The sequence below is a fragment of the Paenibacillus sp. J31R98 genome (genome assembly GCF_056269245.1).
On record NZ_JBWDNO010000011.1, the window covers coordinates 19,436 to 44,642 of the forward strand.

Annotated in this window: 25 protein-coding genes; 21 read left to right on the forward strand and 4 right to left on the reverse strand. The window is 50.4% G+C overall.

Translation table 11 applies throughout. From position 1 onward, the window contains the following. The first annotated feature begins 11 nt into the window (after positions 1-11). From AC0YNX_RS28150 to AC0YNX_RS28160, 3 genes are all read left to right on the forward strand, one after another. Positions 12-140, forward strand: a complete 129-nt coding sequence (locus AC0YNX_RS28150) for a hypothetical protein (RefSeq protein ID WP_265415902.1) — start codon at positions 12-14, stop codon at positions 138-140. Positions 141-284: 144 nt separating this feature from the next. Beyond that, positions 285-1,673 (forward strand): methyl-accepting chemotaxis protein, encoded by a 1,389-nt coding sequence (locus tag AC0YNX_RS28155; protein WP_475819032.1) that lies wholly within the window; start codon positions 285-287, stop codon positions 1,671-1,673. A gap of 137 nt (positions 1,674-1,810) precedes the next feature. Beyond that, positions 1,811-2,152 carry a hypothetical protein gene (locus tag AC0YNX_RS28160; RefSeq protein WP_475819033.1) on the forward strand — a complete coding sequence of 114 codons (342 nt, stop codon included), beginning with the start codon at positions 1,811-1,813 and terminating at the stop codon, positions 2,150-2,152. A 125-nt stretch (positions 2,153-2,277) separates the two neighbouring features. On the opposite strand, the gene AC0YNX_RS28165 is transcribed toward AC0YNX_RS28160, so the two are convergent. Next, positions 2,278-3,573 carry an ammonium transporter gene (locus tag AC0YNX_RS28165; RefSeq protein ID WP_475819034.1) on the reverse strand — a complete coding sequence of 432 codons (1,296 nt, stop codon included), beginning with the start codon at positions 3,571-3,573 and terminating at the stop codon, positions 2,278-2,280. Between the two features lie 288 nt (positions 3,574-3,861). Here AC0YNX_RS28165 and liaF point away from each other — a divergent pair, with 288 nt between their 5' ends. The 13 genes from liaF (at position 3,862) to serC (ending at position 17,094) form a co-directional block, all read left to right on the forward strand. Next, positions 3,862-5,034 (forward strand): cell wall-active antibiotics response protein LiaF, encoded by a 1,173-nt coding sequence (gene liaF / locus AC0YNX_RS28170; protein WP_475819035.1) that lies wholly within the window; start codon positions 3,862-3,864, stop codon positions 5,032-5,034. 7 nt (positions 5,035-5,041) lie between these two features. Then, positions 5,042-6,073 (forward strand): sensor histidine kinase, encoded by a 1,032-nt coding sequence (locus tag AC0YNX_RS28175; RefSeq protein ID WP_475819036.1) that lies wholly within the window; start codon positions 5,042-5,044, stop codon positions 6,071-6,073. After that, positions 6,070-6,735, forward strand: coding sequence for a response regulator (locus AC0YNX_RS28180; protein ID WP_475819037.1), 666 nt, complete (start codon positions 6,070-6,072; stop codon positions 6,733-6,735). Before AC0YNX_RS28175 ends, AC0YNX_RS28180 begins: the two co-directional genes overlap by 4 nt. Positions 6,736-6,792: 57 nt before the next feature. Then, positions 6,793-7,206 carry a YugN family protein gene (locus AC0YNX_RS28185; protein ID WP_475819038.1) on the forward strand — a complete coding sequence of 138 codons (414 nt, stop codon included), beginning with the start codon at positions 6,793-6,795 and terminating at the stop codon, positions 7,204-7,206. 195 nt (positions 7,207-7,401) lie between these two features. Further along, complete coding sequence (locus AC0YNX_RS28190; protein ID WP_475819039.1) at positions 7,402-9,015, forward strand: S1C family serine protease; 1,614 nt, start codon at positions 7,402-7,404, stop codon at positions 9,013-9,015. 21 nt (positions 9,016-9,036) lie between these two features. Further along, positions 9,037-9,171: a hypothetical protein gene (locus AC0YNX_RS28195; protein ID WP_475819040.1), complete on the forward strand. Its 135-nt coding sequence runs from the start codon at positions 9,037-9,039 to the stop codon at positions 9,169-9,171. Between the two features lie 2 nt (positions 9,172-9,173). Beyond that, positions 9,174-9,866: a response regulator transcription factor gene (locus AC0YNX_RS28200; RefSeq protein ID WP_475819041.1), complete on the forward strand. Its 693-nt coding sequence runs from the start codon at positions 9,174-9,176 to the stop codon at positions 9,864-9,866. Positions 9,867-9,874: 8 nt separating this feature from the next. Further along, positions 9,875-11,365: a sensor histidine kinase gene (locus AC0YNX_RS28205; RefSeq protein WP_475819042.1), complete on the forward strand. Its 1,491-nt coding sequence runs from the start codon at positions 9,875-9,877 to the stop codon at positions 11,363-11,365. A gap of 60 nt (positions 11,366-11,425) precedes the next feature. Beyond that, positions 11,426-12,376 carry a 4-hydroxy-3-methylbut-2-enyl diphosphate reductase gene (locus AC0YNX_RS28210; RefSeq protein WP_475819043.1) on the forward strand — a complete coding sequence of 317 codons (951 nt, stop codon included), beginning with the start codon at positions 11,426-11,428 and terminating at the stop codon, positions 12,374-12,376. A gap of 20 nt (positions 12,377-12,396) precedes the next feature. Then, positions 12,397-12,906 carry a DUF2062 domain-containing protein gene (locus AC0YNX_RS28215; RefSeq protein WP_475819044.1) on the forward strand — a complete coding sequence of 170 codons (510 nt, stop codon included), beginning with the start codon at positions 12,397-12,399 and terminating at the stop codon, positions 12,904-12,906. A gap of 148 nt (positions 12,907-13,054) precedes the next feature. After that, positions 13,055-14,116 carry a 3-deoxy-7-phosphoheptulonate synthase gene (gene aroF / locus AC0YNX_RS28220; protein WP_475819045.1) on the forward strand — a complete coding sequence of 354 codons (1,062 nt, stop codon included), beginning with the start codon at positions 13,055-13,057 and terminating at the stop codon, positions 14,114-14,116. Positions 14,117-14,392: 276 nt separating this feature from the next. Further along, entirely contained in the window at positions 14,393-15,817 is a 1,425-nt protein-coding gene (glnA, locus tag AC0YNX_RS28225) for a type I glutamate--ammonia ligase (RefSeq protein WP_475819046.1), read from the forward strand. Between the two features lie 188 nt (positions 15,818-16,005). After that, positions 16,006-17,094, forward strand: coding sequence for a 3-phosphoserine/phosphohydroxythreonine transaminase (gene serC, locus AC0YNX_RS28230; protein ID WP_475819047.1), 1,089 nt, complete (start codon positions 16,006-16,008; stop codon positions 17,092-17,094). A 243-nt stretch (positions 17,095-17,337) separates the two neighbouring features. On the opposite strand, the gene AC0YNX_RS28235 is transcribed toward serC, so the two are convergent. Next, positions 17,338-18,060: a response regulator transcription factor gene (locus AC0YNX_RS28235; protein ID WP_475819048.1), complete on the reverse strand. Its 723-nt coding sequence runs from the start codon at positions 18,058-18,060 to the stop codon at positions 17,338-17,340. A 112-nt stretch (positions 18,061-18,172) separates the two neighbouring features. On the opposite strand from AC0YNX_RS28235, the gene trmL reads away from it, so the two are divergent. From trmL to AC0YNX_RS28250, 3 genes are all read left to right on the forward strand, one after another. Next, positions 18,173-18,637, forward strand: a complete 465-nt coding sequence (trmL, locus tag AC0YNX_RS28240; RefSeq protein ID WP_475819049.1) for a tRNA (uridine(34)/cytosine(34)/5-carboxymethylaminomethyluridine(34)-2'-O)-methyltransferase TrmL — start codon at positions 18,173-18,175, stop codon at positions 18,635-18,637. Positions 18,638-18,799: 162 nt separating this feature from the next. Next, a complete protein-coding gene (locus AC0YNX_RS28245; RefSeq protein WP_475819050.1) occupies positions 18,800-19,051 on the forward strand; it encodes an AbrB/MazE/SpoVT family DNA-binding domain-containing protein in 252 nt (83 codons plus the stop codon). Positions 19,052-19,531: 480 nt separating this feature from the next. Continuing rightward, positions 19,532-20,722 carry an aminotransferase-like domain-containing protein gene (locus tag AC0YNX_RS28250; protein ID WP_475819051.1) on the forward strand — a complete coding sequence of 397 codons (1,191 nt, stop codon included), beginning with the start codon at positions 19,532-19,534 and terminating at the stop codon, positions 20,720-20,722. 234 nt (positions 20,723-20,956) lie between these two features. On the opposite strand, the gene AC0YNX_RS28255 is transcribed toward AC0YNX_RS28250, so the two are convergent. Both AC0YNX_RS28255 and AC0YNX_RS28260 read right to left on the reverse strand, forming a co-directional pair. Beyond that, positions 20,957-21,280 carry a Rieske 2Fe-2S domain-containing protein gene (locus AC0YNX_RS28255; RefSeq protein ID WP_475819052.1) on the reverse strand — a complete coding sequence of 108 codons (324 nt, stop codon included), beginning with the start codon at positions 21,278-21,280 and terminating at the stop codon, positions 20,957-20,959. A 33-nt stretch (positions 21,281-21,313) separates the two neighbouring features. Then, entirely contained in the window at positions 21,314-22,042 is a 729-nt protein-coding gene (locus tag AC0YNX_RS28260) for a DUF2161 family putative PD-(D/E)XK-type phosphodiesterase (RefSeq protein ID WP_475819053.1), read from the reverse strand. Positions 22,043-22,559: 517 nt separating this feature from the next. Between AC0YNX_RS28260 and AC0YNX_RS28265 the strand changes: the two genes are divergently transcribed. Both AC0YNX_RS28265 and AC0YNX_RS28270 read left to right on the forward strand, forming a co-directional pair. Next, a complete protein-coding gene (locus AC0YNX_RS28265; RefSeq protein ID WP_475819054.1) occupies positions 22,560-24,458 on the forward strand; it encodes a PrkA family serine protein kinase in 1,899 nt (632 codons plus the stop codon). A 143-nt stretch (positions 24,459-24,601) separates the two neighbouring features. Beyond that, on the forward strand, positions 24,602-24,979 hold the full coding sequence (locus tag AC0YNX_RS28270) for a hypothetical protein (protein ID WP_475819055.1): 378 nt from the start codon (positions 24,602-24,604) through the stop codon (positions 24,977-24,979). Positions 24,980-25,207 lie beyond the last annotated feature (228 nt).

Consider the following 25,207-nt stretch of genomic DNA (forward strand, 5'->3'; position numbering starts at 1 on the left):
GGTGAGCTGCGATGGCGAAAAATAAAAACAACAAAATGAAAGCTGCCCAAACGAAATACAATGCTGAGTTTGCTTCTGAGAATGCTGCAGGTGCAACTAGCGCAACAACAAAAGCCGCTTCTCAGAAAGCGGAGAAATAGGATATAAACTTACTTAACCAAGAACCGAAGAGACAGAGGACCTGATGAGGGTCCTCTTTTCTTTTGATCGTTTACACATGGAAGGATGTGGACTATACTATGGTATAATTCCTGACATAATTCTGCAAAAAAGGTGGTTTTTCGATGCAAACACTGCAGCGTATTTGGTCCAGAGGGTCTAAACCTTCTCAAGCGAGCAAGGATGAAGAGGGTGTATTGTCCCAGCTCATCAATGAATCGTTAGTTATTTCGGATCAACTGACTGCCGCAGTGGAGGAAGTGAATCAGTCGATTAGCCAGCTTACAGACATCACAGAACAATCAGCACTTCGAGAAGGCGAGCTGCGCGGGAGCAGCGAGCGGGCCATGGAACGAATCGGTGAAACTTTCTCCACGCTGCAGGAGGTTGCCGCATCCGCAGAGCAAATTAGCGATACGGCGCAGCTTCTGGACACGGAGAGCAAGGAAACGAAGGAAGTTGTACTTGATGTATGCCGTTCCCTCATGAACACAGACAAAGTGATGAATGAGCTTCAGCGGCAGAATGGCGAGATGGATCAGCATATTCGCGCTCTCATTGAACAAACGTCACGCATTAATGAAATCAACAGCTTTATTCAGGAGATTGTCTCCCAAACCTCTCTGCTTGCCCTTAATGCTTCCATCGAAGCGGCGCATGCCGGCGAATACGGACGTGGCTTCTCGGTCGTTGCGCAGCAAATCAAGAAGCTTGCGGAACAGAGCCATGAGGCGGTCAGACGATCCAGCTCGCTCGTCGAGGAGATCGAGAACGGCGTGAAGCAGGTCGTCACTTCGGTATCGCTTGAGAAATCAGCGGTGGAGGATGGCATTCAAGAGATGACGCAGACGAAAGAGCGGATGGATGTAATCTTTAACCGCATCCAGGAAGTTGACCGGCTCGTTAGTAAGAGCTCTGCGGCAAGCAAGCAGCAGACGGAGAGCATGGCAGGCGCGACGGATATGCTGAAGGACGTAGTCGATGCTGTTTCGCACACGCTTGTAAGTGTGGATGTGACATTGGCGGACACGCATAAACAGCGCAGGCAGATTAAGAAGCTGGACCGAATCAGCACGAATTTACATAAATCATCGGATGAGCTGACCAAGGCGATAAACAAAGTCGGCATCAAGAATGAAGTGAAGGGCAAGGATATTAACGTAAGCGGCTCGATGCAGCAGTTGGCGAGACTGGCAACAGACACAGCGATCAGTTCGCTCGACGATGTGTTGCATCAAGCGCTATTGGGTCAGCTGCTCAGCCAATTGCCAGAGGTCGAAGCGATATGGTCCAACAGAGAAGACGGCTCGTTCATCTACTCCCAGCCGGAAGCGGGCTTGTTGAATGCGAAGGGACGCCAGTGGTGGAGGCAGGCGATGGAAGGCAAGTCTTTCACATCGGAAGTCTACATCTCCGCGATTACGAAGAAGCCGTGTTTGACGATTTCGGTGCCGATTCGTGGTACGAGCGGGCAGCTGATCGGTGTGCTCGGAGCTGACATCCGGGTCAAATAATGATCACATTTTGGCTGAAAAAAGATGTTTTCAAACGGGAACTGATCGTGTAATATTAGTTGTGTAACAATTTATAACACGGTGAGGGTAGGGGAGCTATCATGACAGATCCGATTACAAACATACCGACTTCACGTATGAGACATCGTAAAGCAGCTGAAGTGATACCATTCCTGAACAGCTACATTGCCAAGCGTGAGCAGGAAATCGCTGAGATCGAACAAATGGTGGAGCGCTACGAGAAGCGCCGCCAGCAAGAAGAGCGCGCCTATCTGTCAATGTCCACACTGCGCCGTATGCTCTCCGGGAAGAAGCCGGATCACCACTTGGCTGTCGAGTACATCCATTATGTTAAACGTCCGATGGAGAAGGTTCGCATGCTGAGGGCTGAAGTCGAACAAGCGCGGGCGATTCTAGATACGAATAACGCTTCTGACATTATCGCTGTAACGAGCGAGATGGATGATGAATTGCAATAATAGATAACCGTCCGAATAGGGGCGGTTTTTTTGTTTGTCTGAAATAAAAAAATCCTCTCTTATATGCAAGCGCAATCTGCTTACACACAAGAGAGGAAGGTGACTCTTCTGTTATATAACGTAGATTATCTTCCGTTCTTCAGCTGCTCCAGGTCAAGGAAGTCATGATCCTGGTTGTACGCAGGAACGCCGTGTATGCCGACATCCAGTCCGACAAGCTCCTCGTCCTTGGATACACGAACAGGCATGATGCGCTTGATTAACAAGAGCGCACCCCATGTGAGCGTGAAGCCCCAGACGCTGACGACGACAAGGCCGAGTGCTTGTACGCCGAGAAGGTCCCAACCGCCGCCGTAGAACAAACCGTAGTAGCCTTGTCCAACGCCTTTAGTCAGCTCCGGCATGGCGAACAATCCTACCGCGAGCGTGCCGAGACTGCCGCTTACGCCGTGTACGGCGAATGCGCCGACAGGATCGTCAATGCCTTTGCTCTCCAAGAGCTCGGTGACGAGTACCATCGCGATGCCGCATACGATGCCGATTGTAATAGCGGCTACGTCGGAGACGAATGCGCAGCCGGCCGTAATGCCAACAAGTCCGGCAAGCGAGCCGTTGATAACCATTGGCGGATCTGCCTTCTTGTAGCGGAACATCGTGAACAGGATGCACATCGCGCCGCCGGCAGCCGCGGAGAGCATAGTCGTTACGGCGATATGGCCGATGGAGCCGTTCGTTGCGCTAAGCGTACTGCCGGAGTTGAAGCCGAACCAGCCGAACCAGAGGATAAAAGCGCCAACGGATGCAAGCGGCAGGTTGGATGGGGGTACAATATTGCTTTTGCCGTCTGGCGTGAATTTGCCGATGCGCGGGCCGATGAAGATCGCTGCGGCTAGTGCAGCAAAGCCCCCGAGCGCGTGAATGACGGCGGAGCCAGCGAAGTCAATCATGCCGAGCTTGCCGATCCAGCCGCCAACGCCCCACACCCAGTGGCCGGCAATCGGATAGATGAGACCGGTCATTGCAATCGCGTATAAGATGTAAGCTCTAAAATGAATGCGTTCCGCAACCGCGCCGGATACGATCGAGATGACCGCGATAACGAAGGCGCATTGGAAGAGCCAATAGGTTTCATGCGAGATATTGACGACGATGTGAGAGAGATCTCCATTTAATAGGAAACCGGATGTACCGATAAGACCTCCGGCATCTTTGCCATACATCAGGCCAAAGCCGATGAAATAGAAGATGAGTGCGCCGAAAGTGATATCAACAAACACTTTCATAATAATACTTACTGCGTTCTTCTGTCTGACGAAGCCTGCCTCCAGCAGTGCGAAGCCGCCTTCCATGAGCAGAATCATCGCGGCCGTCAAAACGACCCAGATCGTATCCAGCCCTTGGGACAGTGTGTTTACATCCATACTTGCTCATCTCCTGTTAAGATCGTCATGTTAGGTTTTGTCTCTTCATCCAATCCGAAACTCATTATATAAGGCTCACGTTAATGATGTCAACGAACAGAGTTATAAGACCTGACATGAGATAGAATAGATTTCCAGATTCGTTGGAAGAGGTTGCGTAAGCGCTTAACCGTGCTCGGTCTGCAGACGTAGTCTCGTTCAATCGGCAGACCCTTTTATGTCCATATCGCCTTCGGGTATACTTGGAGTACAAACCTTGCAATAGCGATTGGGAGCTGGTGGTTGAACATGCATAACTTTATTACACGATTATTTTGGGGCCTCTTTATTATAGTAGTAGGCGTAGGGCTTATGCTAAGGCAGGCCGGGGTCATTCACTTTGACATCGGTCTGGTCGCTGCTACGTATTGGCCAGCCTTGCTGCTTGTACTCGGTGTACTTAACGTGCTCAGCAAGTCATCGTTTTTCGGTTCAGCGGTGCTGATCATTGTCGGAGTACTGTTTCTTGGCAGGAATTTGGATTGGTTCACTTGGTCCGTTCATGATTTGTTGCAGTTTGGCGGGCCGCTTATCCTTATTCTTATTGGCTTGCGGGTGATTTTTAAACCAAAGAAGAAAATCGTGGCCGATCAAGCTGCTCCTGAAGAGGAGTGGAAGGCTTACAATTACAGCCAGCCTGAAGCGCCGATTCCGCCTGCGCCGCCGCTTCATCCAGATCCGACAAGGCATATGCATCCTGAAGAAGTGGACGTGGACGTGGATGTGGATGTGGATGTCATTCCACCGGTGCCGCCTGCGCCATCCATTCCGTATGGACCGAGCGAGCCGCCTTCGGAGAAGATGGGGTATGAAGCAGTCAAGCCTCCAGTTGAACCGCCTCACGGTTATGGTCCTGTCTTTGAGAAGATGGATAAACATCAGCGGAAGCTGCTAAAGCATCAAGAGCAGGTGCAGCGTTGGCATGAGCGTGCCGAGAGGATGCGGGCACGAGTGGAACAGAATGCGTATCACCGGCATAAGCATCATCATATGAAGCATCACCATCGCAATGACCGCGTAGAATGGTGGAATCACGATCCAGGCGTACAGACCCGCTCGGGCTTCATCGGAGATATCTATCTCGGTCAAGATTATTGGGAGCTGAAGCCGATGAACATTTCGCATTTTATCGGCGACACGGTGCTTGATCTGACGAAGGCGCAAATTCCGGCGGGAGAGACGATCGTGAATATCTCTTCCTTTATAGGCGATGTGAAAGTGTACCTGCCGAATGACTACGAAATCGGCGTGCATGTCGTATCCAGCGCATTCGTCGGCGATGTAGCCGTGCTGGAGCATCGGGAGGGCGGCATCTTCAAGAACATGGACATTCAAACGCCGTATTTCCCGGATACCGACAAAAAAATAAAGCTGCACGTCAGCACCTTTATCGGCGATGTGCGTGTCACGAAAGTAGGTTGATGCGCGCATGATGGTAAGACTGTTTCGGAACAGCAAGTGGGATATGATTCTGCTGTTCCTTGCATCCTCCACGATCTCGGTGCTTGTCTGGCAGCTGGGAGCGGAATTGACGGACGAAGGGCACAGCAAGCTGCTGTGGATCGGCGTGGCCGTCGTATTCCTGCTTATTAGCGCCGTGTTCGGCTACTGGGCAGCCCAGCGCATACAGCGCCAGATTGATTTGCTTGTCCTCGGGCTCAAGCAAACCGCGCATGGCAACTACAGTACCCGGCTGCCAGAGGTTGGCATGCTGACGCCGGCATACCGCGAATTTAACGATATGCTTGAATCGCTCGATGAGAAGATGCAGTGGATACAGAGCTCCGGCGAGGAGCAGGTCATGCGCGAGACAGCTTCCAATGAAGCGGCGGTGCTGGAAGAGCGCCGCCGCTTGGCTCGCGACTTGCATGATACAGTCAGCCAGCAGCTGTTCGCCATACATATGTCGGCTTCTTCGCTGCCTAAGCTGCTGGAGCTGAATGCGGAGCGTGCCGCCGATGTCATGAATCAATTGATCTCGATGTCATCGCTGGCTCAGAAGCAGATGCGCGGCTTTATCGCACAGCTGCGGCCGATGGAGCTGGAAGGCAGATCGCTTCAAGAGGCGCTCGATAAGTGGTTTCCGGATTATTGCCGTCAGAACGGTTTGCAAGGCGTACTCGAATGGCGCATCAAGGAGAAGCTGTCCGAAGCGAAGGAGCATCAGCTGTTCCTGATTGTGCAGGAAGCAATGGCGAACATCGTGAAGCACGCCGGCGCACAGACCGCGCTGCTGACGGTTGCCGAGACGGAGCGGCAAATTGTGATGACGCTTCAGGATGACGGTGCGGGGTTCCGCGCGGATCAAGTGAAGCGGGGATCTTACGGACTCTCTACGATGAGAGAACGAGCGAATAAGCTCGGCGGAGATGCCTCTATCATTAGCAAACCTGGAAGCGGCACACGCGTGCGCGTGACGCTGCCTAACTATATAAATAAAGGAGACGGTCTTACGCAATGACTCAATCGAGCAGCTACAAAATAATGATTGTCGATGATCATGATATGGTGCGTGCAGGCCTCAGGACGTACTTGATGCTGGAGCCGAAATTTGAAGTGGTCGCGGAGGCGGCTAACGGTCAAGAGGCGCTTGAGATGCTTCGTTCGGGGATTGACGGAGGACCTCCGCAGCTTGTTCTGATGGATCTCATGATGCCGATTATGGACGGTGTTGAAGCGACCCGCCATCTTATGAAGGAATTTCCAGCTCTGAAGATCGTCATGCTGACCAGCTTCCTTGAAGACGAGAAGGTCGTGGCCGCTGTGGAAGCTGGCGCGGTCAGCTACGTACTGAAGACCGTTTCCGCGGAAGAGCTCATCTATGCGCTGAACGGCGCGGCGAAAGGCATGCCGGTCATGACGCATGACGTCTCGCAGGCACTGACGCGGGGCTTGCGCCAACGCAGCACGCAAGGAGCAGACGAAGGCTTGACCGACCGCGAGAAGGAAGTGCTGCTCTTGATCGCTGAAGGGATGTCCAATAAAGAAATCGCCGAAGAGCTGCATATCAGCATTAAGACCGTCAAGACGCATGTTAGCAACCTGCTGATGAAATGCGAGCTGGAGGACCGGACGCAACTGGCTGTCTTCGCGCATCGCAAAGGCTGGGTAAAGACGGGATAATGGACCATAGTGGGGGGCATTCTAACGGTAAAATAAGGCCAGAGGAGATGCCCTACCATGATCCCTTTAGACACCAAGCTTGAATCGAGCGAGAAGGAATTTGCGGAAGTCAGAGATATGCTGGAGGAGCATCAATTTGCCGTCGGTGGCAATTGGGACTATGACCACGGTTATTTTGACCGTTTCCTGGATGATGAGCACAAAGTGTGGCTGCGGATGCCTTTTGACGTCATCAATGGCAATATCGACAGCGAGACGCAGGACCTCGATGCGAAGATTCGCATGGGCAAGCCTTTTGTTCTGAAGCATGTGTACAATGAAGGACTCGATAAAGAAGCACATCCGCGAACATTGGGCAGCTTGGTTGACCAGTTCCAGGAACCGCTCGATCCCGATGCGGAGGTCGAGTCGAAATGGGTGACCGAGGCCAAGAAGGTGCTGGATCAGGTCGAAGAAAGACTGCTGCATTAAGAGATTGGAAGAGTTCAAACCGGGATTAGCGAATTTTATTCGCCGAACCCGGTTTTTTTATGTTGCTTTATAACAATTTTAAGTTTGATTTAAGGTAGATTGTGCATGATAGAAACATGAAGAGCAGCAAATAACGACCAACACAACCATGGGAAGCTTAATAATAAGCGAGATGCTTTTAGGAGGAGAAACAAAATGGACGATCAAAACAAAAAAAATGGTTATGATGATTTCTTTCACAATCGCAGCAACGAAGAGAATCGAGATCAGGACCATTCGCATAAAGAGCAAGAGGGGAAGCCGGAACAAGCCGCATCTTCGGAGTCTGAGAAGTCATCGTACTACTATTCCTACGGACCTTTCAAATCGAATAGCGATAGCGCCAGTGAACCACATGGTGGAGCGCAAGCTGATCCTTATGCGGAGGGTAGGCAAGATGCACTACACAGTTCAGTGGAAGTAACGCCACCGCAGCAGCTTCGCCAGTTCGCGCCTTCACAATCCGCATCAAGAAGCGGATGGCAAGTGAAGGAATCGCGCCGCTCCAGCTTTAAATCGATGTTCGCTGCATTCCTAGCAGGCGTCGTGGTTGTTGGTTCGCTCATGTTTGTCTCTGACAAACAGAATTGGTTCACCTCCGATCAGGCAACCGTTGCACAATCAGCGGCGGATCAAGCGAAGACTGCTGTAGGCAACGCTGGTGACAATGGCTCCGTATCCAATGCGGCAGACGTCGTGAGACCGAACAATATCGCACAGCTGTTCGGGAAAGCGAGCCCTGCAGTCGTGAAGATTGAGACATTCACCAAGCAGCGCGCGAACAATCAGGGCGGAAGTGGTATGGATTTCTTCAGCCAATTCTTCGGCGATGATTTCGGCGGCAATGGAGGCAGCCAAGATCAAGGCAACGGCTCAAACGGGAATCAGGATCAAGGCAGCTCGGAGCTGACGCCTGAGGGCATTGGTACTGGCTTCTTCTTCGACTCGTCAGGTTATATCCTAACGAACCAGCACGTTGTCGGCGACGCGGATGAAATTCAAGTTACGGTACAAGGCTACAACAAGCCGCTTGTAGCGAAGAAGCTTGGCACAAGCTACAGCTTGGATCTTGCTGTTCTGAAAGTAGAAGGAACGAATTTCCCGACATTGCCAATCGGCAGCTCGGATAAAATCAATATCGGCGACTGGGTCGTTGCGATCGGTAACCCATACGGCTTCGACCACACGGTAACCGTTGGCGTGCTCAGCTCCAAAGAACGTCCAATTACCATTCCGGATGAGCAAGGCACTCGCCAATATGAGCACTTGCTGCAAACAGACGCTTCTATTAACCCAGGTAACTCCGGCGGTCCTTTGCTGAACTTAGCGGGTGAAGTTATCGGCATTAACACAGCGGTAAGCTCGCAAGCACAGGGCATCGGCTTTGCGATTCCGACAAGCACGATTCAGGAAGTTCTGCAGGATTTGAAAGCGAATAAAGAAATTCCGAAGAAGCCTGTTCCGTTCATCGGCGCGAACCTTGCAGAAATTACCGATGATATCGCCAAGGAGATTGGTCTAACGAGCAAAGAAGGCTCTATCGTATCGAGCGTATTGTACAAATCGCCTGCTTATATGGCTGATTTGAGACAGTATGACGTCATCACAGGTCTTGACGGCAAGAAATATAACAGTCGTGAAGATTTGATCGCTGCCATTCAGAAGAAGAATGTTGACGATACGGTGACATTGAACATCGTCCGCAATGGCGAGAAGATGGATCTGAAAGTGAAGGTCGGCAATAAGAACGAGTTCGAGCAGCAGCAGTAATAGGATGTAGATTGGATCAACGTGGCGCATGCAGTCGTTAAGACTGTCTGCGCCACTTTTTTGGAAGATAGCCCTGTGGACAAGCTGTTTCATGGCAGCGAAATGTTGCGTTATAATAAAATCAACAATATATGGTTATTTGAAGATGGGGGATAAGGATGAGACAGCATATATTAGTAGTGGACGACGATGAAAAGATTACTTCGCTTCTGCGCAGAAGCCTTGCTTTTGAAGGATATGAGGTGACAACAGCAAGCAACGGCCTTGAAGGATTGAAGCAGATGCTCTCAAGCGATCCGGATTTGCTCATTGTGGACGTGATGATGCCGCAGGTGGACGGTTGGGAAGTGGTCAGACGCGTGCGCGAAGGCGGCAGCTCAGTGCCGGTCTTGATGCTGACAGCTAAGGATGACATCCAAGATCGCGTGAAGGGACTCGACCTAGGGGCGGACGATTATTTGGTGAAGCCTTTTGCGCTCGAAGAGCTGCTCGCTCGCACTCGCGCCTTGCTGCGTCGCAAGACAGAGAAGCTTGATGATGGCGGTGCTCGCCTGCAGTTCGAAGACTTGATGCTCGATCTCGATTCACGGGAAGCGATTCGGGGCGGCCGCCGCATTGATCTGACGGCAAAGGAATTCGATCTGCTTCAGCTCTTCATGCAGAACCCGCGCCGAGTGCTCACCCGTGATTCGATTATGGACAAAATCTGGGGCTTTGACTACAGCGGCGAATCCAATGTGCTCGAGGTCTATATTGCGATGCTTCGGCAAAAGACGGAAGACGGCACCGGCTCAAGGCTGATTCAGACGGTTCGCGGAACAGGATATGTGCTGCGGGGCGAAGGAGGCTGAGGGCATCTATGTCGATCAGGCTGCGGCTTACATTATGGTACTCGGTCATTCTGGCTGTAACGCTCATTGCGTTTGGCGTGGCGATATATTTCTTCGTTGGCTACAACACGTATAAGGAAATGAAGGCGAAGATCGAGACGCAGGTGAATGCGATTAACATTACATCTACGCTGGATATGTTCGATAATTTCAAGGTGTCGCCGTCTTCCATCTTTGCCGATGATGAAATTTTCATTCAAGTGATCAATTACAAGAAAGGCGTTGTGCAGACAACGCAGAATTTGCGCCGCCTCGATATGCTGCTTCCTTACCCGGAGCAGAAGAAGGTTGTCGAGGGCGACGAAGGCTTTCATAAATTAAATGTCGGCGGGTATCCGTTCCTCACTTATCAGCATTTGCTGAAACAAAATGGAGAAGTGTTCGGCATGCTGCAAGTTGCGGCTTATTCCGGACGGGAAGATAAATTCTTGACGGAGCTGCGGACGACGCTGATCTTCTCGCTCGTTATCGTCGTGCTGATCTCGTTCAGTATCAGCTTCTTCCAAGCACGGCAAGCGCTGCGTCCAATCGAGAATGTCATTCGTGCCAGCGATCAGATCCAGAACGGCTCCGACCTAAGCATGCGGATACCGCATTCTGGACCGAATGATGAACTGGGCCGATTAACGGATACGCTTAATGGGATGCTCGGCCGGCTTGAGACGACCTACAATGAGCTCGATGAAGCGTATAAGGCGCAGCGTCGGTTCGTATCCGATGCGTCGCATGAGCTGCGCACGCCGCTGACGACGATCCGCGGCAATATCGAGCTGCTGGAGCGGATGTGGCTGCCAGCGCTCGGAGCGGGAGCGGAGCAGCAGGAGCAAGCAGGCAGCTCGCTGCAGCTGAGCGATAAAGAGCGTCAGCGAATCATGCTGACCCGTGAAGCGATGGGCGATATTGCTGGCGAAGCGAAGCGGATGTCGAGTCTTGTGAACGATCTGCTGGCGCTTGCCCGTGCAGATGCAGGCTTTGAAATGGAGAAAAGTATGCAGCCCTTGCTGCCGCTTGTTGAGGATGTTGCCCGCAAGGCGCAGCTGCTTCCAAGAAATGCTGAATGGAGAATTGGGAACTTAAGTGCGATAACGAACGTAGAAGTAGAAGCACATGCTGATTTTTTGCGTCAGCTGTTCTTTATTTTCGTTGAGAATGCGTTCAAATACACGCCAAGCGGCTATGTTGAGCTGCGAGCTGTCCGTTCCGGCAACCAGGCAGGCATCATCATTAAAGATACCGGTATTGGCATGGCGAGCAAGGAGGTACCGCATATCTTTGAACGATTCTATCGTGCGGACGAATCGCGCGGTCAGACGAGCGGCACCGGTCTCGGATTGTCCATTGCGAAGTGGATTATTGATGAGCATGGCGGTTCGGTCGAGGTATCCACGCGAGAGGGAGAGGGGACCACATTTATCGTCTGGCTCCCAGTTGCTTTCCACGAGAACATCAATGAAGTATAATAGTTGATGCTAGGTCTTTAGAATCGTATGGTTTCACGTAGAAAGCAGGGGACGCAAGGTATGGAAATTGTAAAAATTTCTCCGCGCGGTTATTGTTACGGCGTCGTTGATGCGATGGTGCTGGCGCTGCAAACCGCAAAGAATTTAGATTTGCCGCGACCGATCTATATTTTGGGCATGATCGTTCATAATAGTCATGTAACGGAAGCGTTCAAGGAAGAAGGCGTCATTACGCTGGATGGCGAGAACCGGCTTGAAATTCTGGATCAGATTACAAGCGGCACGGTTATCTTCACGGCGCACGGCGTATCGCCTGAGGTGCGAAAGCGTGCCAAGGATAAAGGGCTGACGGTTGTCGATGCGACTTGCCCGGATGTAACGAAGACCCATGATCTCATTCGCGAGAAGGTCGCTGATGGCTACGAAGTGATCTATATCGGGAAGAAAGGCCATCCTGAGCCGGAAGGCGCAATCGGCATTGCCCCAGACCATGTCCATCTTATTGAACGTGCTGAGGAGATCGACCAGCTTCAGCTTAGCGCTGACCGTATCATTATTACGAATCAAACCACGATGTCGCAATGGGATATTAAGCATCTGATCAGCAAGCTGCTCACGACGTTCCCAACGGCAGAAATTCATAACGAGATATGTTTGGCGACACAGGTGCGACAGGAAGCAGTAGCCGAGCAGGCTGGTCAGGCTGAGCTTTGCATCGTCGTCGGAGATCCGAGAAGCAACAACTCTAACAGGCTCGCGCAAGTGTCGGAGGAGATTGCAGGCATACCGGCATACCGAGTTTCGGATGTGACGGAAATCGACTTGGAGTGGCTCAAAGGCAAGAAACGTGTAGCTGTAACCTCTGGTGCATCTACACCGACTCCGCTTACAAAGGAAGTTATCGCTTACCTGGAGCAATTTGACGAGGCGATGCCTGAAACTTGGGAGGCACAGCGCACGGTTAATATGAATAAATTGCTACCTACAGTTCGAGTGAAATCGTCCTTGTAAGTGAAAGGAGCGCATCTAAATTGAAGACTGCAAGAAAACCGCGCTCGATTAAACGTTGGCTGAAACTGAAATATACGCAGCTGATGCGGGCGCCTGGCGGCCCATCCTTTGTTGCACTTGGCTTTGCAATTGGTATCTTCGTAGAGATGTTTACGCTGCCGACTTACGGTCTTGCGTTTTTCTTGATTTTTCCGCTCATCTACATGATGAACGCCAGCTTAGCCGGTGCACTAATCGGATTTGTTTTTGGCAAAATTATCTTTATTCCCATCGCGTTCGTTAATAGTATGGTCGGTGGTTGGGTGCTGCCTAAGCATATGAAAGTATCGCTGCCATTCGCGCCGCACTGGCTCGACCATTTGCTATATATGAATTTGAAGCTGATCGTAGGCGGTATCATTGATGGAATTATCCTCGGCGCACTTTTCTACTTCCCTGTGAAGTTGACGCTGCTATATATGGCGAATAAGCGAAAAGAGAAGCGGAAGCTTCGCCGAAGTGCTATTGAAGTGAAACCTGTGACGGAATAAAGTTGAACGGTATTGGAAACCGGTCTCTTGACGAGGCCGGTTTTTTCTTGTATATTTGCTTTAGTGATTAAAAGCCTAAAAGCATAAAAGCGTCGAAGCTTAAAAGCGTACACGCGTCTAAGTATAACAGTTGAAGGGGAGTCATATCATGATCGTCATAACAAAGAACAGCGCATCCGAAGAGCGGATTGCGGAGATCGTCCAACAGATCGAGAAGGCTGGCGTACAAGCGCATGTATCGCGCGGTACAGACCGTACCGTAATTGGCATCATCGGCAAAGCGGAGCCATCGCTCGCAGAGCATTTGCGTTCAATGAAGGATGTTGAGAATGTCATTAAGATTTCGAAATCATATAAGCTCGCGAGCCGTGACTTCCATCCGGATGATACCGTTATTGAAATTAAAGGCGTGAAGATCGGCGGCGAGCACCTCGCTATTATGGGCGGGCCTTGTGCGGTGGAGACGCCAGAGCAGATTGATGAGATCGCTAGACTGGTGAGGGCAGCGGGAGGTCAAATCCTCCGCGGAGGAGCGTTCAAGCCTCGCACCGGACCTTACAGCTTCCAAGGAGTCGGTGTAGAAGGTCTGAAGATGATGGCTGAAGCCGGTCGCAAGCATGGCCTGTTGACGATTACAGAGGTTATGACGCCGGAGTATGTTGATATCTGTGCGGAATATGCGGATATTCTGCAAGTGGGCACGCGCAACATGCAGAACTTCGACCTGCTTCGCAAATTGGGCACCATTCAGACGCCAGTGCTTCTGAAGCGTGGCTTCAGCGCTACTTACGATGAGTTCCTGAATGCCGCTGAATACATCCTTGCTGGCGGAAATCCGAACGTTATGTTATGTGAGCGTGGAATTCGTACGTTTGAGACTTACACGCGCAATACGCTTGATTTGGCCGCGATTCCAGTGCTTCAGCAGCTGAGCCACTTGCCTGTTATCTCCGATCCGAGCCATGGCACAGGACGCCGGGAACTCGTTGAACCAATGGCGAAAGCTTCGGTGGCAGCGGGTGCGAACGGCCTAATCATCGAGATGCATACTGACCCTGACAACTCGATGACTGGCGACGGCGTGCAATCCCTGTTCCCTGACCAATTCGCGAACCTTCTGAAAGAATTGGAACAGCTTGGAAACCTCGTAGGCAAGCGTTTTGACACGCCGAAAGAGCCAGCGGAGTTCTTCAAAACGTGGAAAATATAATGTTTTCGTGAATGTTTATGCACCATTATGATAAGCTGCAGCCCCTCTTTTCAGAAGGGCTGCAGCTTGTTTTTTGTAGGTAAATAGCGGGTTTTTGGTTAATGTTTCAATTATGTGAAGTTATCTAACAATGCGTTTAAAAAATACCTGACATGACTATTGACGGTTCTAGAGCGGGTATCTATAATAACAATCATAGTTTCAGATCAGAAGTTGAACAATTACTGTCCTAAACATCGCAAATGTTCGGAAATTCGGAAATGGAGGAAATACCTAATGTCAGTTCAAAACGTATTGAACACAATCAAAGAGAACAGCATCATGTTTGTCGATTTCCGCTTCGTGGACCTTTCTGGCCACGCGCACCACATCACGCTTCCTGCTACGGAAGTGGATGCCGAAACTTTTGTTAACGGCGTAGCTTTCGATGGTTCCTCGATCGCTGGTTTCCGCGGTATCGAAGAATCCGACATGGTTATGATGCCGGACACTGAAGCTAGCTTCATTGATCCATTCACGGATCACCCGACATTGAACATTATGTGTAACATCCATACACCTGACGGCGAGCGCTATGAGCGCGATCCGCGCAGCATCGCTCAAAAAGCAGAAGAATATCTGCAAACGACAGGCATCGGTACTACTGCATTCTTCGCGCCTGAGTCCGAGTTCTTCATCTTCGACGACGTTCGCTTCGAAAGCAAAATGAACACTTCTTCCTACTCCGTTGATTCCGACGAAGCGGCTTGGAACACTGGTCGCAAAGAAGAAGGCGGCAACCTTGGTTATAAAATCGGCGTCAAAGGCGGCTACGTGCCAGTTGCTCCAGTTGATGCACAACAAGACATCCGTAGTGAAATGGTTCGCATCATGCAAGAAACAGGCCTTCGCGTTGAGCGTCACCACCACGAAGTTGCTACAGCTGGTCAAGCTGAAATCAACTTCCGTTTCGACACACTTACTAAAACAGCTGATAACCTTCTGAAATATAAATACATCATCAACAACGTTGCTCGTCAATGGGGCAAAGTTGCAACATTCATGCCTAAACCGCTCTTCGGCGACAACGGTAGCGGTATGCACGTTCACAGCTCGATCTTCAACGGAGATTCCCCGTTGTTCTACGAGAAAGGCGCTTATGCAAACCTGAGCCAATTGGCTCTGAACTATATCGGAGGTATTCTGCATCACGCACCAGCGCTGATTGCTATCACGAACCCTTCGACTAACTCGTTCAAACGTCTGGTACCAGGCTACGAAGCACCGGTTAACCTCGTGTTCTCCAAAGGTAACCGTTCCGCAGCAATCCGTATTCCGGTTGCAGCTGTAACGCCGAAAGGCTGCCGTATCGAGTTCCGTACACCGGACTCCACAGCTAACCCTTACCTTGCATTCGCAGCAATGCTGCTTGCAGGTTTGGACGGCATCAAGCGTCAATTGGATCCAGTTGCTCTTGGCTATGGTCCATTCGACAAAAACATCTACGATCTTGCTGATGAAGAGAAGAAAGAAATCCGTTCGGTTCCAGGCACGTTGGACGAAGCGCTTGACGCTCTGGAAGCTGATTCCGAGTTCTTGACTGAAGGCGGCGTATTCACGCAAGACTTCATCGACAATTTCATTGCACTGAAACGTTCCGAAGCTAAAGCGGTAGCGATCCGTGTTCATCCACACGAATTCAGCCTGTACTTCGACTGCTAATTCCGGATTTATATCGTTCATTCCAACGAGCTCTCTACCCAGAGAGCTCGTTTTTATATCCTCATAAATGGGCTAAATCCGAATATTCTTAATAAAACTGTTGGAATATGTTCGACTTTTTGACTTGATGCCAGCCGTTAAACTTGCTATCATACACATAAGTAAATTAGAAGAGTGGAGTGAGCTACATGACGAATCGCGCTTATAACTTTAATGCTGGTCCAGCAGCGCTGCCGCTTGAAGTGCTGCAGCAGGCTCAGCAGGAATTCATTGATTTTGCCGGTGCTGGCATGTCAATTATGGAGATGTCCCATCGCAGCAGCATCTTTGAAGAGGTCAATGACGGTGCTCAATCCCTTCTTCGTGAATTGTTCGGAATTCCGAACAATTATAAGGTGCTCTTCCTGCAAGGCGGCGCAAGCACGCAGTTTGCCATGATTCCAATGAATCTGCTTACGCCAGGCAAAACTGCTGCATTCGTGAACACAGGAAGCTGGGCAGATAAGGCGATTAAGGAAGCGAAGTTGTTCGGCGAGACGGCAATCGCGGCATCTTCGGAGTCGTACAAGTTCAACCGCATTCCGGATCTTGGCGAGATCGAAATTCCGGCCAATGCAGCGTACTTGCATGTCACTTCGAATGAAACAATTGAAGGCACGCAATATGCTCAATATCCGGAAACAGGCGATGTGACGCTGATCGGTGACTTGTCGAGCGACATTCTGAGCCGCCCGGTCGATGTAAGCAAATTCGGCATGATCTATGCCGGCGCGCAGAAGAACCTTGGTCCATCCGGCGTTACGATCGTGATCGTGCGCGAGGATCTTGTTGCTGAGAGCCCGAAATCGATTCCGACGATGCTTCGTTACGATACGCATGTGAAGAACAATTCCCTCTATAACACGCCGCCGTCCTTCTCGATTTACTTAGTCGGTCTAATGTTGAAATGGGTTAAAGAAAGAGGCGGCGTTGCCGCGATGGAGCAGTACAATCGCGATAAGACAAAGCTGATCTACGATACGATCGACCAAAGCGGCGGCTTCTACCGCGGCTTCGCAGATGCAGGCAGCCGTTCGCTTATGAACATTACGTTCCGCCTTGGAACGGAAGAGCTTGAGAAGCAGTTCGCGAAGGAATCGGAGCAGCAAGGCTTCGTCGGCTTGAAGGGACACCGGAGCGTTGGCGGGTTGCGCGCATCGACGTACAATGCTGTGCCGCTGGAGAGCTGCAAGGCGCTTGCCGAGTTCATGGCGGACTTCCAGAAGCGGAACGGATAGAACAGTGCGTGCGAGGTGCCGTGAACTCCGGTCGGTATGGGTCTACATCGCTGTTGTAGTTTCGATTGCTTTCGATTAAATTAGACATTTAGATGTAGCAATCGAACTACAAATGCGAGCGCTAGCGCTTTCCGACTCCATACCGACCTCCGTTCACTTAGGCTGGCGCGGCACAACATTTTTTAAAAAAACAAAGAAGACCGCCGTTCCTTCGTGGACGGCGGTCTTCTGATTGGTGAAGATCTAAGCGAGCGATGAATCGGCGGCGCTGCCGCCTGGGCCGGCTAGTTTATAGCCGACGTTGCGGACGGTCATAATATACTCTGGCGTGCGAGCGTTTTTCTCGATTTTGTCCCGGAGATGGCTGATGTGGACGTCGACGATTCGCGTATCGCCGAGGAAGTGATAGTCCCATACGCCGTGAAGCAGCTGCTGTCTGCTCAGCACTTTGCCGCGGTGGCGACAGAGGAAGAGGAGCAGCTCGAATTCTTTTGGCGTCAGCTCGACTTGCTTGCCGTTCACTTGCACCTCACGCTGCTCGGTGATGACGGTCAAGTGACCGATCTCATGAACAGATTCGTCGCTCTTGCCTGGAAGCGACTGCGTACGGCGGAAGATCGCCTGGATACGGGAAAGCAGCTCTTGCGGTGAGAATGGCTTCGTCATATAATCATCGGCGCCATTATCAAGTCCGGCAATTTTGTCAGTGACATCCTGCAAAGCCGTTAACATAATAATCGGCACCGCATTATTTTGCTTTCGCAGCTCTCTGCATACTTGAATGCCATCCATCTTCGGGAGCATTAGATCGAGAACGATGAGGTCGGGACGAAACGGCTTCAAGAAGTCGAATACGGCTTCACCGTCAGTAGCGCAGCGCACCTCGTAGCCGGCAAGCTTCAAATTAAATTCAAGCAGCATGGAGATGGAAGGCTCGTCATCGACGATTAATATTTTCTTCTTCATCGTTTATGATCTCCTTTTCGTGCAATTATAATTGTATTATGACAGTCATTTTTTTGCAGGAGATTAAACAAACGTAAAAGCTATGTAAAAACTAGAAGGGTGAAGATTAATAATGGCATTTCATATCGTACTCGTCGAACCGGAAATTCCGGCTAATACAGGCAATATTGCGCGTACTTGCGCAGCAACAGGAACGATTCTCCATCTTGTTAGACCGCTCGGCTTCAATACCGATGACAAAACGCTCAAACGCGCCGGTCTGGACTACTGGTATGCCGTTGAAATTCATTACCATGATTCGTTCCAAGAGCTGAAGGACCAGTACCCGGATGGGCGATTCTTCTGCGCAAGCACGCGCAGCTCGCAAGTATACACGAAGCATAGCTACCGGGATGGAGACTTCTTCGTCTTCGGCAAAGAGACGAAAGGGCTGCCGCAGGAAATTCTCGACGCCCATCTGGATACCTGCATTCGCGTGCCGATGACGGACAAAGTAAGATCGTTGAATTTGTCGAACTCTGCGGCGATCGTCGTGTTCGAGGCGCTGCGCCAGCTTGATTTTGCGGGATTAGAATAAACGTTACTAAATTGTTAATTTTTAAAACATTAAATGTTGCACAATACTAAGAAATTTTAAAAAGTTGAAGGAATTACAGTTTCATTATCGAATCCTTGTAGAAAGCGAAAATTGTCATAACATGTTAGCTTTCAAAATGCAACTTACAGGAGATGTGGAATTGTGAAACCGGCTGGCGTTGTGCGTAAAGTGGATCAATTGGGCCGAATTGTATTGCCCAAATCGCTGCGCAAAAGATATCAAATGAACGAGGGGGATCCTGTAGAGATCTTGGTCCAAGGGGATCATATTATTCTGGAGCGATACCGTCCTCGCTGCGTATTCTGCAATACGCTTGACGATGTACGCGAATTTAAAGAACGTTACCTGTGTGCAATTTGCATGACCGAGATGACTGGACTTCGTCGAGTTTAACTCGCAAGCACGCATGTGTGGTAACTTGAATGAGCTCAAACAAAAAGAAGCTTCCGGCGAGAGTTGAAGAACAATCGCTGAAAGCTTCTTTTTTTACGCATAGAACTTACGCTGCCACCTCATAGGCGAAAGCGGCTGTTCTTGCTAATGTCCATTCTTACAGGCCACTCGTCTTATCGTCGTTGTAAGACGCAGTGCACATTGCAATTAGGAACAAGGCTGTAACGGTGAGGACAATGAGAAAATTAATGGTCATTCTTCTTACCTCCTATACTGCATGTATCATAGGTCTGGCCACAATAATGCTCCTAATTATTATAACCAACGGTGTTCAAAAAGAAAACGATCTAAGTTGTGAACAAGTTGTTACAGGAGAATGGTAATTCAACTACCAAGTTGTCGAACTTTGTTGTGGTTTGGAGTTGCCCGCTTACCGCTTTGAGCGTAAAATGTTTGATAAAGGAAAGGGAGTGTACGATAGTGGAATATCGGTTCTCGAGTAATGTGCAGCGGCTTCAATCTTCGGCCGTTCGCGATATACTTAAGCTAACGCAAGGTAAAGAAATCATTTCGTTCGCCGGCGGTCTTCCGGCGGAGGAGCTATTCCCACTCGAGGCTGTTCAAGATGCGGCAGAGCGAGTGTTCCGTACAGGCAAGAACTCGCTTCAATATGGCCTGACAGAAGGCTTCTTGCCGCTGCGCGAGCAGCTGTGCGTTCGAATGGCGCAGAAGAATATGCATGTTGCGCCTGATGAAATGATCGTGACGACAGGTTCGCAGCAAGCGATTGACCTCGTCGCGCGCGTACTTATGAATCCCGGCGATGTCGTGCTCGTCGAGAATCCGACCTATCTGGCAAGTTTGCAGGTATTTGGCCTCAGCGGATTGAATGTTGTGCCTGTTGAGAGCGACCAAGATGGCATGGTTATCGAAGAGGCTGAGCGCTTGATGAAGCTGCATAAGCCGAAGATGGTGTATGTCGTACCTACTTTCGGCAATCCGACTGGCCGTGTTTGGAGCCTGGAGCGTCGCAAAGGACTGATTGAGCTATGTCATCGTTATGGCGTCCTTGTACTTGAGGATGACCCATACGGCGAAATTAAGTTTGATCCGAATGCCGATTATCCGACGCTGTTCTCGCTTGATGGCAAAGCGGGACATGTTATTTATACGAGCACGTTCTCGAAGACGGTTGCTCCGGCGCTGCGTACCGGCTGGGCAATCGGTAACCGCGAAATCATCGGTAATATGGCAAAAGCGAAGCAAGCCGCGGATCTGCATTCCAGCACATTGGATCAGCAGACGCTGGATCAGCTGCTGCAGCATTTCCCGCTGGATGATCATATCCGTACGATCAGCAAAGCTTATGGCGAGCGCTTGCAGCAGATGCAGACGCTTCTTAAGCAGCAGAGCTGGAGCGATGTGAAATGGGTAGAGCCGAAGGGCGGCATGTTCCTGTGGCTTGAACTGCCGGAAGCTCTTGATACAGAGGCGTTGCTGCGCGCAGCAGTGCAGAAGAACGTTGCATTCGTACCAGGCGCGTCGTTCTATGCGGCTGATCCGCAGCGCAATAAGGCGCGGCTGAACTTTACGTATACGTCGGGCGAGCGCATGGCGACGGGTATCACCCGATTCGCCGAGACGCTTAATGAATTTCTGGCACGCTGTTAGAGCGTGAAGGGCAATTGCTGCGCAGTTGAATGTTCTTTCGATCGCTGTTGTATTCGGAATTTTTGAACAAGTTTTCAAAGGTTAAATTCCTAATACAAAGGCGAACGCTAGCGCTTCTCCAGAATCATTCAACTTCTCCGCTATTGCTGGCACGCTCATCGTGTTTTTATAGGAACAAAAAACCTCTAGCGGCTTTGCAGCGCTAGAGGTTTTTGCGTTTCACTACTCAATTGATTAGGCCTCGACGAGGACGAATTTGCCGTCGCGGATTTCTAACGGAGCGCACTCGAGCGTTTCGCCCGGTACGTTCGTCGACTCGCCTGTATGTGCGTCGAAGCACCAGTAGTGAAGTGGGCATACAAGCTCGTTCAGATGCGGGCGGACGATGCCGCCAGCATGCGGACAGATTGCCGAGATCAGGCTGTAGCGCTGCTCTTCGCCTTCTTTGCTTGGAGCTTTTACAATATAGTGCGGCTGCATATCCACTTTGACATGCGCCGGGAAAGCTGTGAAATCCTCAACACTTCCAATTACTTTCACTGCATTTGACTCGCTCATTCGTCATTTCGCTCCTTTTATAATATGTACTTATTATGGCTGTTTGGTCCCTTGTTTCTTCCGCCACGCCTCCACGATTTCCTCGTGTGCAGCAAGTGCTGCTATTCCTTCGGGTTTGAGCCCATATAAGCCGCGTTCGATGCGCGTGAACCATCTGTAATAATCATCCCGCACGATTTGGCCCACATTGGCCACTTCTGTCAGCTTCTTGATTGCGCTGGGGGATTGATGCCCGTGCTCCCTGATCGCCCAAGCGACCCGAAGCGCTTTCTCCTTATACGCGGTCATGAGCTTGCGTCCCGTGCTGCCGCCGGTATTGTAATCGCCGGTTCGCTCGCGGAATTCTGTCAGCAGCTTCGCCTGCCTCGTGCGCCGCTGCCCGCGGACAGGAGGGTCGCCTGGCTCGCAAAGCATCTCAAGCAGCGGCTCCTTCGTCTTGAAGAAGGTGACCGTCATCAGCCCGATCCCGAGCATCCGGCATAGCTCTGCAAGATCGCCGAAGCGCTGGTTGTGCGAGCCGCCTTTCTTGCGATTACGCTCTACCGCAAGAATCACGTTGCCGCCGAGCCGAAGCCGCTCGACCCCTTGCAGCAGCAGGGCGAGATTGAACGTTTTCTTCATCTCGACGAGAATGGTTTCTTCGGTTTGCGGATGAATGGCGACGAGATCGCAATGCATGATTTCACTCTTCACTTCATAGCCTTGGTTTTCAAAATATGACTTAATCGGCTTGTACAGCTCAGTTTCATGTGTGATCGCCATGTACGCGAACGCCCCTTTCCTTGCCGGCGCACGAGTCGCCGCTTCGCGCAAGACGTAAGTCTTTGGAGATTATAACACATTCCTGTCCGCTCCTTCAGCCTCATTTTTGGGCTAACACCAGATGTAATAACTTTATTGTGTCGGGTTAGAGCGACTTTCGTCGATTCCTGCTCCATTCGACATGATTCCGGTAGGTACGCTGTGTCGCATGCAGGGCAGCTTTTCCAGTGTTTACAATCGCCTAATAGAGGTGAATAAGCTGTCTGAGCTGACTGAGGAGGTGTCAATTCATCGCAAAGTGACGCGGAAAATGACGGAATCTTGTTTAAAAAATAGGGCAACTTCCCTTAGTAAAGCGCATAGAAATGTAATACTTCAATAAAAAATGCCGGGCAGCTTTAGATGGCTTGATGGTCACCGACCCGCATTCGTCGTCTTGCAATTTAGCACCGGATGGACCGCTTATATGCTAACGAAGTGAGTTTTGCTTCTAGCAAAACTTATAGGAGGTTACGGCATGGATATTTTGAAACGAATATCGGCGTACAAGGCGGAAAGTGAGAAGCTAACTTGGAATGGTTCCTTTAAAGACTATCTCGAGCTGCTAAGGCAAGACCCTACTCCAGCCATGACTGCGCATGCTCGTGTCTACGAAATGATTGAGTCATTCGGGGTGCTTGAGGATGGCGGCGGCACGAAGAAATACAAGTTTTTCGAGCAGGAAATATTCGGGCTCGATCGTGCTGTAGAGAAGCTGGTTGAGGAGTATTTCCACTCATCGGCGCGCCGTCTTGATGTCCGCAAACGGATTTTGCTGCTAATGGGTCCAGTCAGCGGCGGTAAATCGACCATTGTTACGATGCTCAAGCGTGGACTCGAACAATTCTCGAGAACAGAGCGAGGCGCCGTCTATGCGATTAAAGGCTGCCCAATGCATGAGGAGCCGCTTCATCTCATTCCGCACGAGCTGCGGGCCGAGGCAGAGCGCGAGCTTGGTGTCCGAATTGAGGGCAATCTGTGCCCTTCCTGCCAAATGCGTTTAAGAACCGAATTTGGCGGCGAAATTGAAAATGTTCAGGTTGAGCGAGTCGTTATCTCTGAGGAGAGTCGAATCGGTATCGGTACATTCAGTCCGTCAGATCCGAAGTCGCAGGACATCGCGGATTTGACCGGCAGCATCGACTTCTCGACGATTACCGAGTTCGGCTCGGAATCCGATCCTCGCGCCTACCGTTTCGACGGAGAGCTCAATAAAGCAAACCGCGGTCTGATGGAGTTCCAAGAGATGTTGAAGTGCGATGAGAAATTCCTCTGGAATTTGCTCTCGCTAACCCAAGAAGGCAACTTCAAGGCCGGCAGGTTCGCCCTGATTTCAGCCGATGAGCTCATTGTGGCGCATACGAACGAAACGGAGTATAAGTCGTTCATTGCCAATAAGAAGAACGAAGCACTGCAGTCCCGGATGATCGTCATGCCGATTCCGTATAACCTCAAGGTTTCGGAAGAAGAAAAAATCTATAAGAAACTGATCGGGCAAAGTGATATGAAGCATATTCATATTGCGCCGCATGCGCTCCGTTCGGCAGCGATCTTCTCGATTCTGACGCGTCTGAAAGAGACGAAGAAGCAGGGAATGGACCTCGTCAAAAAAATGCGCATGTACGACGGCGAGGAAGTGGAAGGCTACAAAGAAGCCGACCTCAAAGAAATGCAGTCGGAATACATTGAAGAGGGTATGTCCGGTATCGATCCGCGGTATGTCATCAACCGGATTTCCAGCGCCCTCATTAAGCAGGATCTGCAATGTATCAATGCCCTTGATGTGCTTCGCGCGCTGAAGGAAGGGCTTGATCAGCATCCTTCGATTACGAAGGAAGAGCGCGAGCGGTACTTAAACTTCATCTCAACGGCAAGAAAAGAATATGACGGACTCGCCAAGAAAGAAATTCAGAAGGCGTTCGTCTACTCCTTCGAAGAGTCCGCAAGAACGCTGTTCGAGAACTATCTCGACAACATCGAGTCCTATTGCAACTGGTCGAAGATCAAAGATCCGCTGACCGGTGAAGAGATGGATCCAGATGAGCGGCTCATGCGCTCCATCGAAGAGCAAATCGGCGTATCCGAGAATGCGAAGAAGGCGTTCCGCGAAGAAATTCTGATCCGTATCTCCTCCTATTCGCGCAAAGGCAAGAAGTTCGATTACTACAGCCACGAGCGGCTGCGCGAAGCGATTGAGAAGAAGCTGTTTACCGATCTGAAGGATATCGTCAAAATCACTACTTCGACGAAGACGCCGGACGAGAAGCAGCTGAAACGAATCAATGAAGTGACCAAACGGCTGATCGACGAGCATGGCTATTGCCCAGTATGCGCGAATGAATTACTGCGCTACGTAGGAAGCCTGCTTAACCGGTAAGTAAAGATGCCGCAGTACGCTGCCACAAGCGTGCTGCGGCATTCCTTTGATAAGAGGTTATGGCATCTGCGTAATGTTAAGCGGCTGTAATTATGATAGAATGGGAACATAAGTTCTTATTTTATCATGAAGGAGTGTTGGACATGCAGCTGCTGCTACTGAATGAAGGCGACCAGCCGATATGGCTTGGCCTGGATGAGATTTGCATGATCACGTCATCCCCGAAAGGGCCGGTTTTTATTGCGAAAGACGGGACAAGCTGTCGATATCCGCTCTCGATGGAGCAGCTTGCTGCGGCTTTCAGTCATTACGGATACGAAAGGCTCGACCGGAACGTGATTGGTAATGTAGCGGCGGCTACAAGCTATGATCCAGCCAGTCGCAAGCTGGTATTTCAACAAGAGGATTCAGATGCGGATGAGCTGCTGTATGCGACGGTCTCCACGACGAACGTTTCCAAAGTTAAACATCTAATTGTTCGTGAAGTTGATCATTGGAAATGCGCCTATCTCGCTGCATGAGCATAGTATGAAAAGATGGGCAGATGGGCGTCAGATCAGACATGAATTTATCGTAAAGGGTAAAAGAACCATCGATTATCGCCACATCTTTGTGTTATATAAGTTGACATGAATGTTCGGATTGGGTATCATTTAAGTAAATAACAGGCAATTATTTCTTTATAGCTTGGACAATTTCGGACAAAAACTGACATGAGAATGACACTGAAGGTGTTGGAGGCGGTAACG

Excerpts from the sequence above, each read along its gene's own strand:
- AC0YNX_RS28205 (WP_475819042.1), top strand. The coding sequence starts at position 9,875 with ATGTCGATCAGGCTGCGGCTTACATTATGGTACTCGGTCATTCTGGCT.
- AC0YNX_RS28255 (WP_475819052.1), bottom strand. The coding sequence starts at position 21,280 with ATGAGCGAGTCAAATGCAGTGAAAGTAATTGGAAGTGTTGAGGATTTC.
- AC0YNX_RS28150 (WP_265415902.1), top strand. The coding sequence starts at position 12 with ATGGCGAAAAATAAAAACAACAAAATGAAAGCTGCCCAAACGAAATAC.
- AC0YNX_RS28155 (WP_475819032.1), top strand. The coding sequence starts at position 285 with ATGCAAACACTGCAGCGTATTTGGTCCAGAGGGTCTAAACCTTCTCAA.
- AC0YNX_RS28180 (WP_475819037.1), top strand. The coding sequence starts at position 6,070 with ATGACTCAATCGAGCAGCTACAAAATAATGATTGTCGATGATCATGAT.
- AC0YNX_RS28175 (WP_475819036.1), top strand. The coding sequence starts at position 5,042 with ATGATGGTAAGACTGTTTCGGAACAGCAAGTGGGATATGATTCTGCTG.
- AC0YNX_RS28160 (WP_475819033.1), top strand. The coding sequence starts at position 1,811 with ATGAGACATCGTAAAGCAGCTGAAGTGATACCATTCCTGAACAGCTAC.
- AC0YNX_RS28185 (WP_475819038.1), top strand. The coding sequence starts at position 6,793 with ATGATCCCTTTAGACACCAAGCTTGAATCGAGCGAGAAGGAATTTGCG.
- AC0YNX_RS28270 (WP_475819055.1), top strand. The coding sequence starts at position 24,602 with ATGCAGCTGCTGCTACTGAATGAAGGCGACCAGCCGATATGGCTTGGC.
- AC0YNX_RS28165 (WP_475819034.1), bottom strand. The coding sequence starts at position 3,573 with ATGGATGTAAACACACTGTCCCAAGGGCTGGATACGATCTGGGTCGTT.
- aroF (WP_475819045.1), top strand. The coding sequence starts at position 13,055 with ATGATCGTCATAACAAAGAACAGCGCATCCGAAGAGCGGATTGCGGAG.
- AC0YNX_RS28210 (WP_475819043.1), top strand. The coding sequence starts at position 11,426 with ATGGAAATTGTAAAAATTTCTCCGCGCGGTTATTGTTACGGCGTCGTT.
- glnA (WP_475819046.1), top strand. The coding sequence starts at position 14,393 with ATGTCAGTTCAAAACGTATTGAACACAATCAAAGAGAACAGCATCATG.
- trmL (WP_475819049.1), top strand. The coding sequence starts at position 18,173 with ATGGCATTTCATATCGTACTCGTCGAACCGGAAATTCCGGCTAATACA.
- AC0YNX_RS28265 (WP_475819054.1), top strand. The coding sequence starts at position 22,560 with ATGGATATTTTGAAACGAATATCGGCGTACAAGGCGGAAAGTGAGAAG.
- serC (WP_475819047.1), top strand. The coding sequence starts at position 16,006 with ATGACGAATCGCGCTTATAACTTTAATGCTGGTCCAGCAGCGCTGCCG.
- AC0YNX_RS28260 (WP_475819053.1), bottom strand. The coding sequence starts at position 22,042 with ATGGCGATCACACATGAAACTGAGCTGTACAAGCCGATTAAGTCATAT.
- AC0YNX_RS28190 (WP_475819039.1), top strand. The coding sequence starts at position 7,402 with ATGGACGATCAAAACAAAAAAAATGGTTATGATGATTTCTTTCACAAT.
- liaF (WP_475819035.1), top strand. The coding sequence starts at position 3,862 with ATGCATAACTTTATTACACGATTATTTTGGGGCCTCTTTATTATAGTA.
- AC0YNX_RS28235 (WP_475819048.1), bottom strand. The coding sequence starts at position 18,060 with ATGAAGAAGAAAATATTAATCGTCGATGACGAGCCTTCCATCTCCATG.
- AC0YNX_RS28200 (WP_475819041.1), top strand. The coding sequence starts at position 9,174 with ATGAGACAGCATATATTAGTAGTGGACGACGATGAAAAGATTACTTCG.